This window comes from Amycolatopsis sp. NPDC114505 (genome assembly GCF_055633615.1).
This window is the reverse complement of record NZ_JBVKDV010000001.1, coordinates 397,615-413,630: the sequence shown is the minus strand read 5'-3', so window position 1 is coordinate 413,630 and position 16,016 is coordinate 397,615. Positions and strand designations below refer to the sequence as shown.

Here is a 16,016-nt window from a genome sequence, read left to right as displayed (position 1 = left end):
CCTAGTCCGGCCGACCAGCGATTTTCAGGGGCCGGCGGCCGGCGAAACCCAGGTCGGTGCGGTGGTACCAGCCCAGCTCGCGGTCACCTTCGAGCCAGCACAGCAGCACGTCGACGCCGTCGACCTCGGCCGGGAAGTCGACCAGCAGCGGCGCGAACCCCTTGAGCTCGGCGCCGGTGCGCTGGACCGTTGTCATCAGGTCGTCGAGCCGGGCCTGCGCGGCCTTCCACTCGGGCAGCCCGCCCAGCTCGGTGGCCTTCCCGCCGGGCCGCAGCGACGCCGCGAGCTCGGCCGCGTCGGCCCGGACGCGCACCAGTTCGTCGAGGACCGGCTGCAGCTTCGCCAGTTCGTCGCAGGCTTCGGCGACGGTGAACAAACCCATCGCCCGATGATCCCATCGACGCGGTTCAGGCCTCTCGGCGCCGCCGCACCAGCGCGTTGGCCAGCCCGCTGCCGACCAGCAGGAACCCCACGCCCAGCAGGCCGCCGATGAAGAGGAAGTCCATGACGCCGTACGCGATGTCGCTCTTCGGCATCAGGTTCACCAGCCGGAAGCCCCAATCGGGCACGGCCATCGCCGCGACGCCGGGCAGGACGCCATAGATCAGCCCGCCCAGGATCGGGCCGACCGCCGAGAGCGCGCCGAGCGATGCGACGACCAGCAGCAGGATCGCCCCGCCGGCCAGCAGCGCGATGCCCAGCGAGTCGCGGTTGGTGCTCAGCGTCGCCTGGATCAGCTGCTGCTGGCGCAGCCCGCCCCAGCTCAGCAGGCCCAGCGCGACCGGCGTGAGCAGGAGCCCGCCCAGCGCGCTGACCAGGTGGGCGACGCCGCGGCGCGGCCGCTCGTCGAGCGCTTCCGTCGTGTCGTCGTAGTCTTCGTAATCGTCTTCGTACTCGCCGTACCGATGGGTCGACATGGCCGTCACCTCCCGCATGATGAGTTCACGGATCGCATCGTGCCTTGGTTCACCCGTCGGCGCGACGATCGCTCGGCGAGCGGTCGGATCGGGTCACCGGCGGGTTCCGCCCGGTGAGCCGTACCACATTCTCCGGGTGGAGACTTGATACCGGCCACTGCTTGACCCGGTCGGCCCCATCAAGCAGTACGCTTGTACCGCTACCGGCGAGACTCATCTGGAAAAGAACGCGAAGATCCGCGGAAGGAGCACCGCTGCTCATGGCCAAGATCAAGGTCCAGGGCACCGTCGTCGAACTCGACGGCGATGAGATGACCCGCATCATCTGGCAGTTCATCAAGGACAAGCTGATCCACCCGTACCTGGACGTGAACCTGGACTACTACGACCTGGGCATCGAGGAGCGGGACCGCACCGACGACCAGGTCACGGTCGACTCCGCGTACGCGATCAAGAAGCACGGCGTCGGCGTCAAGTGCGCCACGATCACCCCGGACGAGGCGCGCGTCGAAGAGTTCGGCCTCAAGAAGATGTGGCTGTCCCCGAACGGGACGATCCGCAACATCCTCGGCGGCGTCATCTTCCGCGAGCCGATCGTCATCCAGAACATCCCGCGCCTGGTGCCGACGTGGACGAAGCCGATCATCATCGGCCGCCACGCCCACGGTGACCAGTACAAGGCGACCAACTTCAAGGTCCCCGGCCCGGGCACGCTGACCGTCAGCTACACCCCGGACGACGGCTCCGAGCCGATGGAGTTCGAGGTCGCGAAGTTCCCCGAGGGCGGCGGCGTCGCCATGGGGATGTACAACTTCAAGAAGTCCATCGAGGACTTCGCGCGCGCCTCGCTGCAGTACGGCCTCGACCGCGGCCTGCCGGTCTACCTCTCCACCAAGAACACCATCCTCAAGGCCTACGACGGCCAGTTCAAGGACGTGTTCGAGGAGATCTTCCAGGCCGAGTTCAAGGCCGACTTCGACGCCAAGGGCATCTCCTACGAGCACCGCCTGATCGACGACATGGTCGCGGCGGCGATGAAGTGGGAGGGCGGCTACGTCTGGGCGTGCAAGAACTACGACGGTGACGTCCAGTCCGACACGGTCGCGCAGGGCTTCGGCTCGCTCGGCCTGATGACGTCGGTCCTGCGCACCCCGGACGGCCGGACCGTCGAGGCCGAGGCTGCGCACGGCACCGTCACCCGGCACTACCGCCAGCACCAGCAGGGCAAGCCGACCTCGACGAACCCGATCGCGTCGATCTACGCCTGGACCCGGGGCCTCGAGCACCGCGGCAAGCTGGACGGCAACCAGGAGCTGATCGGTTTCGCGAACAAGCTCGAAGAGGTCGTCGTCGAGACCGTCGAGAGCGGTCAGATGACGAAGGACCTGGCGCTGCTGATCAGCAAGGACCAGCCGTTCCAGACGACCGAGGAGTTCCTCGCGACGCTGGACGACAACCTGGCCAAGAAGATCGCCCAGGGCTGAGTTCGGTTGTGAAGAGCCCTCGTCCCGGTTTCGCCGGGGCGGGGGCTTCTTTTCGCGCACGGTGCGTCACCGGTGGTCGTCCCGGTTGGCGCCTCCGGGTGGTTGCTGCGTCCGGCGCTGTCGGTGCGGGTAAAGGATTGCCTACCCTTGGCGGGGGATGGGGCACGCGGTTGGAGGAAGGCATGTCGAAGAAGACTCTGATCATCTTGGGCGCCATCGTCCTGGTCGTCATCGTCTACGTGATGAACACGGACAAGCAGGCTTCGGGAGCGTCGGCCACCGGGTGCAAGGTGACCGTCACCGCGGACGTCCTCAACGCCCGCGAGACGGCCGACGGCAACGCGAAGATCGTCGGCAAGTACCTGCGTGACGCCTCGTTCGACGCACTGCCGGGCGTGCAGAACGGCTTCCGGAAGGTGGCCGACGACAAGTGGGTCGCCGCCGCGTTCACCGCACCGGTCGCCGGGTCCGCCTGCTGATCCTTCACACGCCGAGCAGGTCCGCCGCGAGGGTGACGACGCCGAACGCCGCGGCGGACAGGCCCAGCGTGCGAGCGCGCTTCGGGTCGCGTTTGGCAGCCGCGCGCCAGTAGAGGCCGATGCCGACCGCCAGCATCAGCAGTTCGACGACGGCCGAGACGGCGGGCAGCCGCCAGAGCCCGAAGCCGAACGTGGGCAGGTCGCCGGCGTTGCCGGGCAGGATCGGCAGGTCGGCGCGGTGCACGACGAGGTCGAGCAGCCAGTGCGAGAAGACGACGCTGGCGAGGATGAGCCCGGTTTCGCGGCCGAGCCAGTGGGCGGCGACCGCCCCGAAGAGCGCGGCGAGGACGAGCGCGCCGACGAGCGAGTGGGTGTAGTCGGCGTGGATGACGCCACCGCCGTAGCCCGCGCCGTCGACCGTTTCGATGCCGCTGAGGTAGAGCGGCACGAAGACGACGTCGAGCCAGGCGGTGGCGAGCATGAGCGTCCAGATCGGGATCGCCGGCCGCCCCGCCTTGACGGCGGCGGCCAGCCCGAAGTGCCCGGCGATCATCTGCGGGCCTCCGTCCAGGGGAAGCGGGCGTCGAGCACGCCGAGCCCGACGGTGAAGAGGAGCAGGGCGAGGATGAAGCTCATGGTTTCTCCGCGTAGTTCGTGAGGCCTTGGACGAGCATGGATTTGAGGACTTCGAAGCTCTGGTCGACGTCTTCGGGCCGCCCGAAGCCCCCGGACGCTTCGAGCCCGCCGAACCCGTGCACGGCGGCGCGCAGGCACCGGGTGGCGTGCACGGCTTGGACGTGTTCGAAGCCGAACGGCCTGAGCACGGCGAAGACGACCTCGGCGACGGCGTGGGTGGCGCGGCTGAGCTCGGTGTCCGCCTCGTCGGGAGCGGTCGTCAGCGCGTTGGTGCGGTGCGGGTGCCGCCGCAGGTAGGCGCGGTAGGCATCGGCGATCGCTTCGACGGCGTCGGCGCCCTCGCGCCCGGTGGCGGCGGTCCTGAGCGCGTCGGCCATCTGCTGGACGACTTTGAGGTCGATCAGTCGTCGCAGGTCGGCGAGGTTTTTGACGTGCTTGTAGAGCGAGGGAGCGGCGACGTTCGCACGGTCGGCGACCTTCGCGAGGGTCAGGGCGTCGGCGCCGGAGTCGTCGACGATCCTGAGGGCCAGGTCGACCACCGCGTCGGTGGTCAGACCCGCTCTAGGTGACATGGGGTTGGCTACTTGGCATAGCTTTAAAGCTAATGATCGTAGCTTCGGGCGTCAAGGACCGGTTTTTGTCGGTGGTGGGTGTTAGAACTTTCGTGAGCTGAATGAGGAGGTGAGGTGAGGTCCGGGGAGCGGGCGACAACTGAATGCGGCACGGGCTGAGGTGCGGTGTCCGCGGAGTCTCCAGGGGGAGTTCCGCGGGCGCGAGGGCCGAGGGTGTGCGGCTTGGTGGTGCGGGAGGAGTGGAGCCTGGGGACCGCGCTCGGACGGGGGTCGGAGCGCGAGGGTGAGGTTCCTTCGTGCCGCCGGGCTGTGCGTGCCGGGACGGGCGGAGTCTGAGCGGGCCGCGCTGCGGCGAGCCGGCCCAGGCTGGCGAGCCGAGCCTGGCAGGGCGGGGCAGGGCTGGCGGAGCTTGAGCGGGACCGGGCCAAGGCGAGTAGGCGAGCTGCGCCAGGCCGGCGAGCCGGGCGGCGCGGGCTGAGGCAAGCCGGTGGGCTGGGCCTGTGCGGGCCGAGGCGAGCAGGCGAGCTGCGCCAAGTCGGCGAGCCGGGCGGCGCCGGCTGAGGCAAGCAGGCGAGCGGGGCCAGGCCGGAGAGCTGACCCTGTGCGGGTCGAGCCGATGCTGGCCGAGGTCGGCTGCGCCAACCGGGCAGCCGAGCCAGCCGAGGGGGCAGGGCGGGCGGATCCTGAGCTGGCCGGACCGAGGCAAGCGAGCTGGGCCAAGCCGGCGGGCCGAGGCCGGGCCGGGGTGGGGCAGGGCGGACTGAGCCTGAGCAGACTGGGCCGAGGCAAGCAGGCGCGCTGGCCCAAGCCGGCTAGCCTGCGCGGGCCGAACCGGCGCCGGCCGAGCCTGGCTGCACAGCCAAGCCGAGCCGCTGACCGGGGTCAGAGCCCGACGGCCAACCCCTCCTCCGCGACCAGCACCTCCCCGCCGAACTCCGCGCGTGCCTCGGCTGCCGCAGCCTCACGGTCCGTCCCAGGCCAGAAGTGCGTCAGCATCAGCCGGCGCGCTCCGGCCTCGGCCGCCCACTGGCCCGCCTCCGTCGCGGTCATCAAGTAGCGGGGCTCCCCCTCCGCCGGTGGGGTGCGGAGGGTGGCGTCGCAGATGAGCAGGTCCGCGTCGCGGCCGAGGTCGGCCAGGGCCGGCGATGGTCCCGTGTCGCCGGTGTACGCCACCGTGAGCCCGGGTGCCGTCAGGCGCACGCCGAAGTTCGGCAGGTAGTGCGGCAGCGGGTACGTCGTCAGGCGGAACGGTCCGACGTCGGCCGGTGCGCCGAGGTCGTGCACCTCGAACAGCTCCGTCGGGTGCGGTCGCGGCTCCATCGCCTCCAAGCGCCGGAGCGTGCCGGGCGTGCAGTGCAACGGCAACCGGCCACCAGGACCCGTGTAGTACCAGGCCCGCCCGAGCGCGCTCACGTCCGCGCAGTGGTCGGGGTGCTCGTGCGTCACCACCACGGCGTCGGGCAGCCCGTGCGCGAACAGGCGCGACGCCGCGCCGTACCCGAGGTCCAAGACGACGCGGAATCCGTTGTGCGACAACAGGAATCCCGCGCACGCACGCCCGGGCTCCGGGAACCCGCCGCAGCTGCCGAGCACCGTCAGCTCACCCATGCCCGGCAGTCTGGCAGAGCGGCCCGGCCGGTAGCGTGCAGTTCGTGCTGACCGTCTCCACCGTGAACGTCAACGGCCTCCGCGCCGCCGCCAAAAAGGGCTTCGTCGAGTGGCTTGCCGCCACGAAGGCCGACGTCGTCTGCTGCCAGGAGGTGCGCGCCACGGCGGAACAGCTGCCCGCCGAGGTCGTCGCGCCCGAAGGCTGGTTCGCGGTGCACGCCCCCTCCGCCGCCAAGGGCCGCAACGGCGTCGCCGTCTACAGCCGCGTCGAGCCCGAAGAGGTCCGGATCGGCTTCGGGGAACCCGAGTTCGAAGACAGCGGCCGCTACCTCGAGGTCCACCTGCCGAACGTCGTGGTCGCGAGCCTCTACCTCCCCAGCGGGGACGTCGGCACCGAGCGCCAGGACGAAAAGGAACGCTTCATGGCCGCGTTCCTGCCCTACCTCGTCGAACTCCGCGCCAAGGCCGCCGCGGCCGGGCGCGAGGTCGTCGTCGTGGGGGACTGGAACATCGCCTACGACACCGTCGACCTCAAGAACTGGCGCGGCAACCGCAAGAACTCCGGCTTCCTCCCCGAGGAACGCGCCTGGCTCGGCCGTGTCTACACCGAGGCCGGCTACACCGACGTCCAGCGCAGCCTCGACCCCGAAGGCCCCGGCCCCTACACCTGGTGGTCCTACCGCGGCCAGGCCTTCGACAACGACTCCGGCTGGCGCATCGACTGCCAGCTTGCGACCCCTGGACTCGCCGCGAAGGTCGTCGACGTCGTCGTCGAGCGCGCCGCCGCCTACGACCAGCGCTGGTCCGACCATGCGCCGGTCACCGCCACCTACGACATCTAGGCCGCGCGGGCCGCGCGCCAGGTCGCGCTGTCCACGAAGTGGTTGTCGAACCGGTCCTGCGACGCCAGGATCTCCGCCGGCGACGCCTCGCCGCGCCGGATCCGGTCGATCATCCGGAAGTACTCGAAGCGCTCGACGCCGGGCGTGAACACGATCAGCACGTCCGCGCCCGACCGCATCGTCGCCCCGAACGCGTGATTCGTGTGCGGCGGCACGAACAGCATGTCGCCGGTTCGCACCGTCACGACGTCTTCGCCGTTCAGGACCTCCAGCTCCCCGTCGAGCATGAAGAACATCTCGGCCGACGAGGTGTGGAAGTGCGGCGTCGCGCCGTCGCGCCCGCGGCCCAGGGAGGCGCGGTTCGTGCTCAGGTGCCCGCCGGTCTGCGAGACGTCCGCGAGCAGGGTCATCGTGTCGGGGGTCGAGCCGAGCTGCTCGGCTTCGTCGTGGCGTACCAGCAATGTCGTCATGCCGGTGATGGTTCCATGCCTGATAGTTCGCTGTCAAACTATCAGGCGACGAATAGTGCTGGCGTCGAATAGAGTGGGTGGGGTGAGTGACGAAGACGCCGTCGACGCCGTCGTGTCGGCCTGGCACCGCGAACGCCCCGACCTCGACCTGACCGCCATCGGCGTGGCCGGCCGGATGGGCAGGCTCGCGCTCGTCCTGGGCCCGGCCCAGGAGCGCGTGTTCGGCAAGTTCGGCCTGCAACGCGGGGAGTTCGACGTCCTGGCGGCGCTGCGCCGGTCCGGGACGCCGTACACGCTGATCCCGTCCGAGCTGTCCGCGACGCTGATGATGTCCCGCGCCGGCATGACGAGCCGTCTCGACCGGCTGGAGAAGGCGGGGTTCGTCGAGCGCGCGCTGGACCCGAACGACCGCCGCAGCTTCCGCATCCGCTTGACGGACAAGGGTTTCGACGCCGTCGACGCCGCGATGACCGAGCACACCGCGAACGTCTCGGCACTCCTGTCCGGACTGTCCGAAAAGGACCTCGGCCTGCTCGACGACGTCCTGCGCAAGCTCCTCGGCCACCTCGATCCCCAGACCTGACAACCGAAAAGGGCCTCCCCGGCAGCACGCCGGGAAGGCCCTTCTCGCCGCGCCCGGCTCAGCAGGACAGGTTGCCGCCCGTCGGAACCCCGAGGATCCCGGTGATCTGCGTGTACTTGTCGACCCGGCTCTGCACCTGCGCCGGGTTGCCGCCGTTGCACTCGATGGAACCGTTGATGCTGCGGATGGTCTCGCCGAAGCCGCGCTGGTTGACCATCGCGTCGTGCGGCGTCATCGTGCCCGGCCCGGTCTGGGTGTTCCAGTACCAGAGCCCGGTCTTCCAGGCGACGGCCGCGTTCTGCTCGACCTGGTACGGGTTGCCGAGCAGGTCGATGCCGAGCGCGTCACCGGCGGCCTTGTAGTTGAAGTTCCAGCTCAGCTGGATCGGGCCGCGGCCGTAGTACGCGGCCTGGCCGGCCGGGCAGCCGTAGGGCTGGCTCGTGTCGCAGTAGTGCGGGTAGTTCGCGGTGTTCTGCTCGACGACGTAGACGAGGCCGCCGGTCTCGTGGTTGACGTTCGCCAGGAACGCGGCCGCTTCCTGCTTCTTCACGGTGTCGTCGCCGGTGTTGGCGAAGCCGGGGTAGGCCGACAGCGCGTCGGTCAGGCCGCTGTAGGTGTAGAAGCTGTTGCGGCTGGGGAAGATCTGGTTGAACTGGGCCTCGCTGACGACGAACGAGGCGTCCGCCGCGGCGGACGCGGTGGTGGCCGGGAGCACGACGGCGGCGGCCGCCGCGGCGAGCGCGCTCACCGCCACTCCCGTGCGCTTCAGGAACCGGGTGATCGACATTCGGGTCTCCTCTTGTCTTGGTCACGCCGGTCGTGCGCGGTCCGACCGAGCCGAATGGGTTACACCAAGAGGTATAGACCAATCTCTTTCGTGTTAATCGTTTTCCGATCAAGAGTGCGCGATCGGAGCAGTGGGCACTGCGGCGAATGGCAGAGGGTGAGTCCGGATTGCGATGTGTGGGTGATGGCCGACGAGACAGTGGCCGGTCATTTTCTACTGTGCGTATGAGTGTTCCGTCTTCCGCAACACCCACTCGGGTGGCGGCGTGAACCCGGGGGGTGCCCGGATCGTGTTCTCGGTTGGGCGCTAGTCTCGGCCGCCTAGTCGATCGGTACCTCCGGGTCTTGACACACTCGGTAGTTTTTTGACCAGCAGCATGCAGCGACTCACTCGTATGGGTGAGCGTCTCGCTCATCACTCGCGGGAGGCACTCCGGTGCGCAACCCAGGTCAAAGCCTGATGCGATCCACGCTGCGCGGATTCCGCGCGGCGGCGGTGGTCGCGCTCGTCCCGGCCGCGCTGCTCGTGGCCGGCGGCGGGAGCGCGTTCGCCGACGTCGTGACCGCGCAGACGGACTCAGGCGCGGAGAGCTTCGGCGTCCTCGGCCCGGTCGGCCTGGTGGCGGTCGCGCTCGGCATCGTCGGCATGACGCTGGGTGTGCTGCGCCAGCGCCGGAAGACCCGCATCGCGGAGGCGGCCCCGGCGGTTCCCGAAGCGCCCGGCCCGGTCACGGCGATGGCGGAGGCGGTCCTCGGCGAGCCCGACGCCACGCCGACCCGCCCCTTCCTCACCCAGCACCCGCACGCCTGACGCACTCACCGCGCCTGACCAGCCCGGCGCGCGTGACCAACCCCGGCGCGCTTGCTCCACCCGGCGCCGCCTGACCAACCCGCCGCGACCTGCCCCGACCGGCCGCTGGCCCGCACCGTGTCGTCCGCCCAGGTACGCGTGTCGTCCGTTCAAGTACGCGTGTCGTCCGTTTGGGCACGCGAGTCGACCCCTCGGTACGCGTGTCGACTCCCCAGTCACGCGAGTTGACCCTCCGATCACGCGTGTCGCCCCTCCGATCACGCGCCGCCGATACCTCGCGCGCGCCGTAGGTTGGAAGAATCCCCAGCTTGGGCCCCCTCGGCACCCGCCGTGTCGTCCGGCCTGGAAGAATCCTCACGTGTCCGAAGAGCAGACCGTCGCAGCTGACCGCCGCCCGCGGGTCCTGTCCGGGATCCAGCCGACCGCCGACTCGTTCCACCTCGGCAACTACCTCGGCGCGCTGCGCCAGTGGGTGCGGCTGCAGGACACCCATGAGCCGTTCTACTGCGTGGTCGATCTGCACGCCATCACCGTCGAGCAGGACCCGAAGGTGCTGCGGCAGCGCACCCGCGTCTCGGCCGCCCAGCTGCTCGCCATCGGCATCGATCCGCAGCGGAGCGCTCTGTTCGTGCAGAGCCACGTCCCCGAGCACGCTCAGCTGAGCTGGGTCATGGAGTGCCAGACCGGGTTCGGCGAGGCCGGCCGGATGACGCAGTTCAAGGACAAGTCCGCGAAGCAGGGCTCCGACCGCTCCAGCGTCGGCCTCTTCACCTACCCGATCCTGCAGGCCGCTGACATCCTGCTCTACCAGGCCGACGCGGTCCCGGTCGGCGAGGACCAGCGCCAGCACCTGGAGCTGACGCGCGACCTCGCGCAGCGCTTCAACAACCGGCTGGGCAAGACGTTCGTCGTGCCCGAGCCGTACATCATCAAGGACACGGCGAAGATCTACGACCTCCAGGACCCGACGGCCAAGATGAGCAAGTCGGCCTCCAGCGCCAACGGGATCGTCGAGCTCCTCGAAGACCCGAAGCGCTCGGCGAAGAAGATCCGGTCGGCCGTCACCGACACGGGTCGCGAGGTCAAGTTCGACACCGAGAACAAGGCCGGCGTCTCGAACCTGCTGTCCATCTACTCGGCCCTGACCGACCGGACGATCGCGGACCTCGAGGCGGCGTACGAAGGCAAGGGCTACGGCGACCTGAAGAAGGACCTCGGCGAGGTGTTCGTCGAGTGGGTGACGCCGATCCAGGAACGCGCGAAGTCCTATTTGGACGATGTGACGGAGCTGGACAAGGTCCTCGCGGCGGGTGCGGAGCGCGCCCGTGACGTGGCTTCGAAGACGCTGGCCAAGACGTACCAGCGGATCGGGTTCCTGCCGCCCGTCCGCTGACGCGTGAAGCTGATCCTGCTCAACGGCCCGCCGGGCAGCGGCAAGTCGACGCTCGCCCGGCGCTACGCCGACACCCACCCGCCGACGCTCGCGCTGGACGTGGATCGCGTCCGCGCGATGGTCGGCGGAACGCCGGCGAGGCGGGGTTGCTGGCGCGGGACCTCGCGGTGGCGGCAGCACGGACGCACCTGTCCGCGGGCCACGACGTCGTGGTGCCGAAGCTGACGGTTTGCCTTGTGTTCTGCGGACTCGGAGCCGCCGACCCGAAAGCAGCCCCCGCCCTTCCCTTGGGGGGCGTCCCCGAGTCCAGTCTATCGGCGCCCCCCGACGAATCGGACTTTCGTGGCGCCGGGCGAGTAGCTTGTCCACAACTGGCGAGGACTGTGGACAACCGGTAGGCCGAGCTGCGGAGATTCGCACGTCCGCTATGGCCACACCGCCTCCGGCCGTGGAGGACGCCAAGGCACGCCGCCGACCTCCCTCACATAAGCCGCTCGCGTTGCGGGAGTCACCGGGCGTGGTTAGCGTTTCACGGTGGCGACCGATGAAGTACAGAAGGAAAAGCTCCTGCCGCGGCTGCGGCGGAAGTACCCGTGGCTCGATCACCTGATCCGCGCCAACGATGCCTTCACCGAGCGCTACGGCAACCACTACGCCGCCGCCATCACCTACTTCAGCGTGCTGTCGGTCTTCCCGCTCTTCATGGTCGCCTTCGCCGTCGTCGGTTTGGTCGTCAACCACGACCAGACGATCATCACCAAGATCACCGACGGCATCAACAGCTCCGTGCCCGAAGGCCTGAAAGACCTCGTCAACGGCATCGTCAAGGGCGCGCTGGACTCCGGTGGCGGCATCGGGATCTTCGGTCTGCTCATCGCCCTCTACTCCGGCGTCGGCTGGATGTCGAACCTGCGCGACGCGCTCACCGCGCAGTGGGGCCAGGAGAAACAGCCTCAGCCTGTCGTCAAGCAGACGCTCAAGGACCTCGTCGCCCTCGTCGGGCTCGGGGTCGCGCTGATCGTCTCCTTCGCGCTGACCGCGGTCGGCGGTGGCGTCGGGCAGTTCCTGCTCGAACTCGTCGGGCTCGCCGACCAGACCTGGGCGATCTACCTGCTCCGCGCGGCGACGATCGTGCTCGGCCTGGCCGCCAACACCCTCGTCTTCCTCTGGGTGATCGCCCGGCTGCCCCGCGAGCAGGTCGCGCTGCGCAGTGCCGTCAAGGGGGCCGTCGTCGCCGCCATCGGGTTCGTCATCCTGCAGCAGGTCGGCTCGATCTACCTGGCCAGCGTCACGAAGTCGCCGTCGGCCGCGCTGTTCGGGCCGGTCATCGGTTTGCTCGTGTTCGCGAACCTCGTCTCGCGCTTCCTCCTGCTCATCACGGCGTGGACCGCCACCGCGAAGGAGAACCAGCACGAGGTCGTCCAGCCCCCGCCGCCGGTGCGGCTCGAGCAGGCCGTCACCGTGCAGCGCGGGCCGGGGCTCGGTGCCGTCGCCGGAGCTTTCAGCGCCGGGGCGCTGCTCGCGTGGCTGGGTGGCCGTCGCAAGTCTTGACAGCGAGCGGGTCGGTAAAGAAACTGAACCGGTAAGAAATGTGAACCGGAGGTTTCATGCTGGACGCCGCCCGCGAGTGTGCCGCCCTCGCCCAGACGCTCGCGCCCGTCACCGAGCAGCGGCGCGCGTTGCCCGCCGAGCTCGTCGCCAAGCTGACCGACGCCCAGCTCCTGCGCAGCGGCGTCCCCGGCCACCTGGGCGGTCCTGAAGCGCCGCCCGCCCTCAGCCTCGAGACCGCCGAGACGGTCGCGCGCGGCGACGCGTCGGCCGGCTGGTGCGTCTCGATCGCCGTGACGAGCAGCCTGCTCTCCGCCTACGCCCCGCCGAAGTGCGCCGAGGAGGTCTTCGGCGACCCGAAGACGGTCGCCGCGGGCGTCTGGGCGCCGCGCGGGGCCGGTGTGAAAACCGACGGCGGGTACGTCGTCTCGGGCCGGTGGCCGTTCTGCAGCGGCATCCCGCACTGCGACTGGCTCTTCGCCGGGTTCGTGCACGAAAAGGAGCTGTACGTCGCCGCGTTGCCCAAGGCCGAGATCGAAGTGCTCGACACCTGGCACACCAACGGCCTGCGCGGCACCGGCAGCCACGACTGTGTGGCCGACAACCTCTTCGTCCCCGAGCACCGCGTCTTCTCGGTGATGGGCGGCCCGCCCGCGGACGCCGTCGCGCTGCATCGCTTCCCGCTCTTCGGCTACTTCGCGCTGTCGGTCGCCGCAGCCGCACTCGGCAACGCCCGCGGCGCGATCGACGACCTCGTCGAACTCGCCTCGACGCGCAAGCCGCTCGGCTCCAGCCGGTCGCTGGCCGAACGGTCGCAGACCCAGGCCGCCGTCGCGGAGTCCGAGGCCGCCCTGCGCGCCGCGCGGCTGCTCTACTACACGAGCATCGACGACGCCTGGCAGGCCGCGCAGGGCACCGAACCGGTGCCGGACCGGCTGAAACTCGGCCTGCGCCTGGCCGCCACGCACGTCACGCGCACCGCCGCGAAGGTCGCCGAAAGCATGTACGACCTGGGCGGCGGCGCGGCGATCTACGAGACTTCGCCGTTGCAGCGCCGCTTCCGCGACGCCCACACCGCGACCGCCCACTTCCAGGTCAACCCGGCCAGCTTCGAGCTGTCCGGCAAGCTCCTGCTGGGCGTCCCCGCCCGCACCGAACAGCTCTGAGGAGTCCCGTGCCCGTCAACGCCCAGTACCGCCTCGCCGCCCGTCCGGCCGCCGGGCTGCCGAAGGACACCGACTGGCAGTACACCGAAGAGGCCGTCCCGTCCCCCGGCGAAGGGGAGTTCCTGGTCGAGGTCCGGTACCTCTCGCTGGACCCCGCGATGCGCACGTGGATGAACGCCGGCCGGTCGTACGTGCCGCCGGTCGGGATCGGTGAAGTCATGCGCGCGGCCGGGATCGCCGAGGTCGTCGAGTCGCGCCACCCGGGCTTCCGGGCCGGGCAGAGCGTGTTCGGCACCTTCGGCGTCCAGAACTTCGCCGTCTCGGACGGCAAGGGCGTCACGATCGTCGACACGTCGCTCGCCCCGGCGCCGACGTTCCTCGGCACGCTCGGGATCAGCGGGATCACCGCCTACTTCGGGCTGTTCGACGTCGGCAGGCCGGAACCGGGCCAGACCGTCGTGGTGTCCGCCGCGGCCGGGTCGGTCGGCATCGTGGTGGGCCAGCTCGCCAAGATCCACGGCTGCCGCGCCGTCGGCATCGCCGGTGGTGCCGAAAAGTGCCGGACGCTGGTCGAGGAGTACGGCTTCGACGCCGCCGTCGACCACCGCGCCGGGAACGTCCGCGCCGACCTCAAGGAGCACGCGCCCGACGGCATCGACGTCTTCTTCGACAACGTCGGCGGGGACGTCCTCGAAGCGGCGCTGGCCCGGCTCGCGCGCGGGGCCCGGATCGTGCTCAGCGGCGCGGTTTCCCAGTACAACAGCACCGAAGGCCCGCGCGGCCCGGCCAACTACATGCAGCTGCTGGTGCGGCGCGCGTCGATGACCGGGTTCGTCTTCTCCGACTACGCCGAGCGCTACCCGGAGGCGATCGCGGCGCTGGCCGGCTGGCTGGGCGAGGGCAGGCTGAAGGCGCGCGAAGACGTCGTCGAAGGCGGGATCGCGAAGTTCCCGGAGACGCTGCTCAAGCTGTTCCGCGGCGAGAACACCGGCAAGCTGGTGCTGGCGCTGTGAGCGACCTGACGCACCGCTTCACGGCGGACTCGGTCGGGCGCGCGCTCGACCTGGTCGGGGAGCGGTGGAGCCTGCTCATCCTGCGCGAGACGTTCTTCGGCGTGCGGCGCTACGGCGAGTTCGCGCGCAACCTGTCGATCCCGCGCCCGACGTTGTCCGCCCGCCTCAAGACGCTCGTCGAGGCCGGCGTGCTGGCGCGCGTCGAAGAAGTGCCGGACCGCCCCGAATACCACCTCACGCAGGCCGGGCGGGACCTCTTCGGCGCCGTCGTCACGCTGATGCAGTGGGGTGACAAGCACCTCGCCGGTCCGGAGGGGCCGCCGATCCTGTTGCGGCACAACGACTGCGGCGAGATCACGGAAACGTACGTCGCGTGTGGACACTGCGGCGGCGCGATCGCCACCGGCAAGGTGACGCCGGAACCCGGCCCCGGGTACCGCTAGTTCGCGGCGTTCCCGCGCCGGCGCCCGACCACGAACCCGGCGACGATGATCAGGAACACCACCAGCGTGATGATCCAGCCGGTGACGCCGAACGGGTCCTCCTTGGCGGCGTTCGACGCGGCCGAGGACGTCCCGCTGTTGCCGGTGCCGCCGTCGGCGGCCACGGACGGGTCGCTGCCGCCGTCGGGTGTCGCCACCGGGGCCTGGTAGGTGATCTGGCCGACCGGCACCGCGCGGTCGGCTTCCAGCGCGAAGCCGTAGTCGAGCAGCTTCGCCGCCTGGTCGACGACCCTTGTCGGCTTCTGCTCGGCGCGCAGCATGACGACCGCGAGCCGCTTGCCCTTCTGCTGCGCCGCGCCGACGTAGGTGTGGCGGGCGTCGTCGGTGAAGCCGGTCTTGCCGCCGAGGAAGCCGGGGTAGACGCCGAGGAGCTTGTTGTCGTTGTAGACCGGGATGGCCGGTTTGCCGCCGGTCGCCGGGATCTCGAAGTTCTTCGTCGAGACGACCTTCGCGAACTCGGGCTGCTTCATCGCGTAGTGGAAGATCAGGCTCAGGTCGTAGGCCGAGGTCGACATGCCCGGCCCGTCGAGCCCCGACGGCGTCGCCGCGCGCGTGTCGTGCGCGCCGATGCGGGCCGCCAGCGCGTTCATCTTGGTCACCGCGGCGTCGACCCCGCCGAGCGCCGTGGCGAACGCGTGCGCGACGTCGTTGCCCGAGTGCATCAGCAGGCCGTGCAGCAGCTGGTCGACGGTGTACTGGCCGCCGGCGACGAGGCCGACGCAGGTGCACTCCTGCTCGGCGTCCTCCTTCGTCGCGACGAGCACCTGCTGCGGGTTCAGCTGGGTGACGACGGCGAGCGCGAGCAGCGTCTTGATCAGCGACGCGGGCCGCTCCCTGGCGTGCGGGTCCTTCGCCGCGATGACCGCGCCGGTGTCGAGGTCCTGCACCACCCACGACGCCGCGGTGGTGCCGTCCGGCGGGTTGAGCGCGCCGTCCGGGGTGACCAGGCCGCACTCGGCCATCCGCGGGCCGCCGACCGGGACGGCGGGCACGACCAGCGCCGCCGGGGCCTGCTGGCCGGGGGCGGGCTTCTCCGACGTGTCGACGGGAGCCGGCGGTGCCTGGCGGTTCGCGCACTGGCCCGGCTGCGGCGCCGCGGCCGCGAGGACCGGGGTGCTCAGGGCCAGGAGAGCGGCGGCGAGCGTCGTCGTGAAGACCTTGAGCGACCGGGAGACAGCGGAGTGCACCCACGCAATCTAGCGCCG

The 16,016-nt window shown here is 70.2% G+C and carries 18 protein-coding genes and 1 pseudogene; 11 read left to right on the top strand and 8 right to left on the bottom strand.

Going from position 1 to position 16,016, the window contains the following annotated elements:
- Position 1: 1 nt before the first annotated feature.
- Positions 2-382 (bottom strand): DUF2203 domain-containing protein, encoded by a 381-nt coding sequence (locus ACZ7OU_RS02035; RefSeq protein WP_470253969.1) that lies wholly within the window; start codon positions 380-382, stop codon positions 2-4.
- 25 nt (positions 383-407) lie between these two features.
- Entirely contained in the window at positions 408-917 is a 510-nt protein-coding gene (locus tag ACZ7OU_RS02030; RefSeq protein ID WP_470239403.1) for a hypothetical protein, read from the bottom strand.
- Positions 918-1,177: 260 nt separating this feature from the next.
- Between ACZ7OU_RS02030 and ACZ7OU_RS02025 the strand changes: the two genes are divergently transcribed.
- Both ACZ7OU_RS02025 and ACZ7OU_RS02020 read left to right on the top strand, forming a co-directional pair.
- Positions 1,178-2,401 (top strand): NADP-dependent isocitrate dehydrogenase, encoded by a 1,224-nt coding sequence (locus ACZ7OU_RS02025; protein WP_470239402.1) that lies wholly within the window; start codon positions 1,178-1,180, stop codon positions 2,399-2,401.
- 182 nt (positions 2,402-2,583) lie between these two features.
- Complete coding sequence (locus ACZ7OU_RS02020; protein WP_470239401.1) at positions 2,584-2,880, top strand: SH3 domain-containing protein; 297 nt, start codon at positions 2,584-2,586, stop codon at positions 2,878-2,880.
- Positions 2,881-2,884: 4 nt separating this feature from the next.
- Here ACZ7OU_RS02020 and ACZ7OU_RS02015 read toward each other — a convergent pair whose 3' ends face one another.
- The 3 genes from ACZ7OU_RS02015 to ACZ7OU_RS02005 form a co-directional block, all read right to left on the bottom strand.
- On the bottom strand, positions 2,885-3,433 hold the full coding sequence (locus tag ACZ7OU_RS02015; protein ID WP_470253968.1) for a permease: 549 nt from the start codon (positions 3,431-3,433) through the stop codon (positions 2,885-2,887).
- A gap of 79 nt (positions 3,434-3,512) precedes the next feature.
- Positions 3,513-4,088 (bottom strand): TetR/AcrR family transcriptional regulator, encoded by a 576-nt coding sequence (locus ACZ7OU_RS02010; RefSeq protein WP_470253967.1) that lies wholly within the window; start codon positions 4,086-4,088, stop codon positions 3,513-3,515.
- Between the two features lie 882 nt (positions 4,089-4,970).
- Positions 4,971-5,696: an MBL fold metallo-hydrolase gene (locus ACZ7OU_RS02005; RefSeq protein WP_470253966.1), complete on the bottom strand. Its 726-nt coding sequence runs from the start codon at positions 5,694-5,696 to the stop codon at positions 4,971-4,973.
- A 35-nt stretch (positions 5,697-5,731) separates the two neighbouring features.
- Between ACZ7OU_RS02005 and ACZ7OU_RS02000 the strand changes: the two genes are divergently transcribed.
- Positions 5,732-6,538, top strand: a complete 807-nt coding sequence (locus ACZ7OU_RS02000; RefSeq protein WP_470253965.1) for an exodeoxyribonuclease III — start codon at positions 5,732-5,734, stop codon at positions 6,536-6,538.
- Here ACZ7OU_RS02000 and ACZ7OU_RS01995 read toward each other — a convergent pair.
- Complete coding sequence (locus ACZ7OU_RS01995) at positions 6,535-7,008, bottom strand: cupin domain-containing protein (protein WP_470239396.1); 474 nt, start codon at positions 7,006-7,008, stop codon at positions 6,535-6,537. The genes ACZ7OU_RS02000 and ACZ7OU_RS01995 overlap by 4 nt on opposite strands.
- Before the next feature lie 82 nt (positions 7,009-7,090).
- On the opposite strand from ACZ7OU_RS01995, the gene ACZ7OU_RS01990 reads away from it, so the two are divergent.
- Entirely contained in the window at positions 7,091-7,591 is a 501-nt protein-coding gene (locus ACZ7OU_RS01990) for a MarR family winged helix-turn-helix transcriptional regulator (protein WP_470239395.1), read from the top strand.
- A 58-nt stretch (positions 7,592-7,649) separates the two neighbouring features.
- Here ACZ7OU_RS01990 and ACZ7OU_RS01985 read toward each other — a convergent pair whose 3' ends face one another.
- The gene (locus ACZ7OU_RS01985; protein WP_470253964.1) at positions 7,650-8,378 is read right to left on the bottom strand and encodes a chitinase; all 729 of its coding nucleotides are present in this window, start codon (positions 8,376-8,378) and stop codon (positions 7,650-7,652) included.
- 459 nt (positions 8,379-8,837) lie between these two features.
- Between ACZ7OU_RS01985 and ACZ7OU_RS01980 the strand changes: the two genes are divergently transcribed.
- The 7 genes and pseudogenes from ACZ7OU_RS01980 to ACZ7OU_RS01950 all read left to right on the top strand — a co-directional run bounded on the left by ACZ7OU_RS01980 (position 8,838) and on the right by ACZ7OU_RS01950 (position 14,751).
- Positions 8,838-9,188, top strand: coding sequence for a hypothetical protein (locus ACZ7OU_RS01980; RefSeq protein WP_470253963.1), 351 nt, complete (start codon positions 8,838-8,840; stop codon positions 9,186-9,188).
- Between the two features lie 358 nt (positions 9,189-9,546).
- Entirely contained in the window at positions 9,547-10,581 is a 1,035-nt protein-coding gene (trpS, locus tag ACZ7OU_RS01975; protein WP_470253962.1) for a tryptophan--tRNA ligase, read from the top strand.
- A 3-nt stretch (positions 10,582-10,584) separates the two neighbouring features.
- Positions 10,585-10,805 (top strand): annotated as a pseudogene (locus ACZ7OU_RS01970) (AAA family ATPase); the annotation flags it as partial.
- A gap of 310 nt (positions 10,806-11,115) precedes the next feature.
- Complete coding sequence (gene yhjD, locus ACZ7OU_RS01965; RefSeq protein ID WP_470239391.1) at positions 11,116-12,132, top strand: inner membrane protein YhjD; 1,017 nt, start codon at positions 11,116-11,118, stop codon at positions 12,130-12,132.
- 56 nt (positions 12,133-12,188) lie between these two features.
- The gene (locus ACZ7OU_RS01960) at positions 12,189-13,295 is read left to right on the top strand and encodes an acyl-CoA dehydrogenase family protein (protein WP_470253961.1); all 1,107 of its coding nucleotides are present in this window, start codon (positions 12,189-12,191) and stop codon (positions 13,293-13,295) included.
- A gap of 8 nt (positions 13,296-13,303) precedes the next feature.
- Positions 13,304-14,308: an NADP-dependent oxidoreductase gene (locus ACZ7OU_RS01955; RefSeq protein WP_470253960.1), complete on the top strand. Its 1,005-nt coding sequence runs from the start codon at positions 13,304-13,306 to the stop codon at positions 14,306-14,308.
- The gene (locus ACZ7OU_RS01950; protein WP_470239388.1) at positions 14,305-14,751 is read left to right on the top strand and encodes a winged helix-turn-helix transcriptional regulator; all 447 of its coding nucleotides are present in this window, start codon (positions 14,305-14,307) and stop codon (positions 14,749-14,751) included. Before ACZ7OU_RS01955 ends, ACZ7OU_RS01950 begins: the two co-directional genes overlap by 4 nt.
- Here ACZ7OU_RS01950 and ACZ7OU_RS01945 read toward each other — a convergent pair.
- The gene (locus ACZ7OU_RS01945; RefSeq protein ID WP_470253959.1) at positions 14,748-15,998 is read right to left on the bottom strand and encodes a D-alanyl-D-alanine carboxypeptidase family protein; all 1,251 of its coding nucleotides are present in this window, start codon (positions 15,996-15,998) and stop codon (positions 14,748-14,750) included. The two genes, ACZ7OU_RS01950 and ACZ7OU_RS01945, sit on opposite strands and share 4 nt — an antisense overlap.
- Positions 15,999-16,016 lie beyond the last annotated feature (18 nt).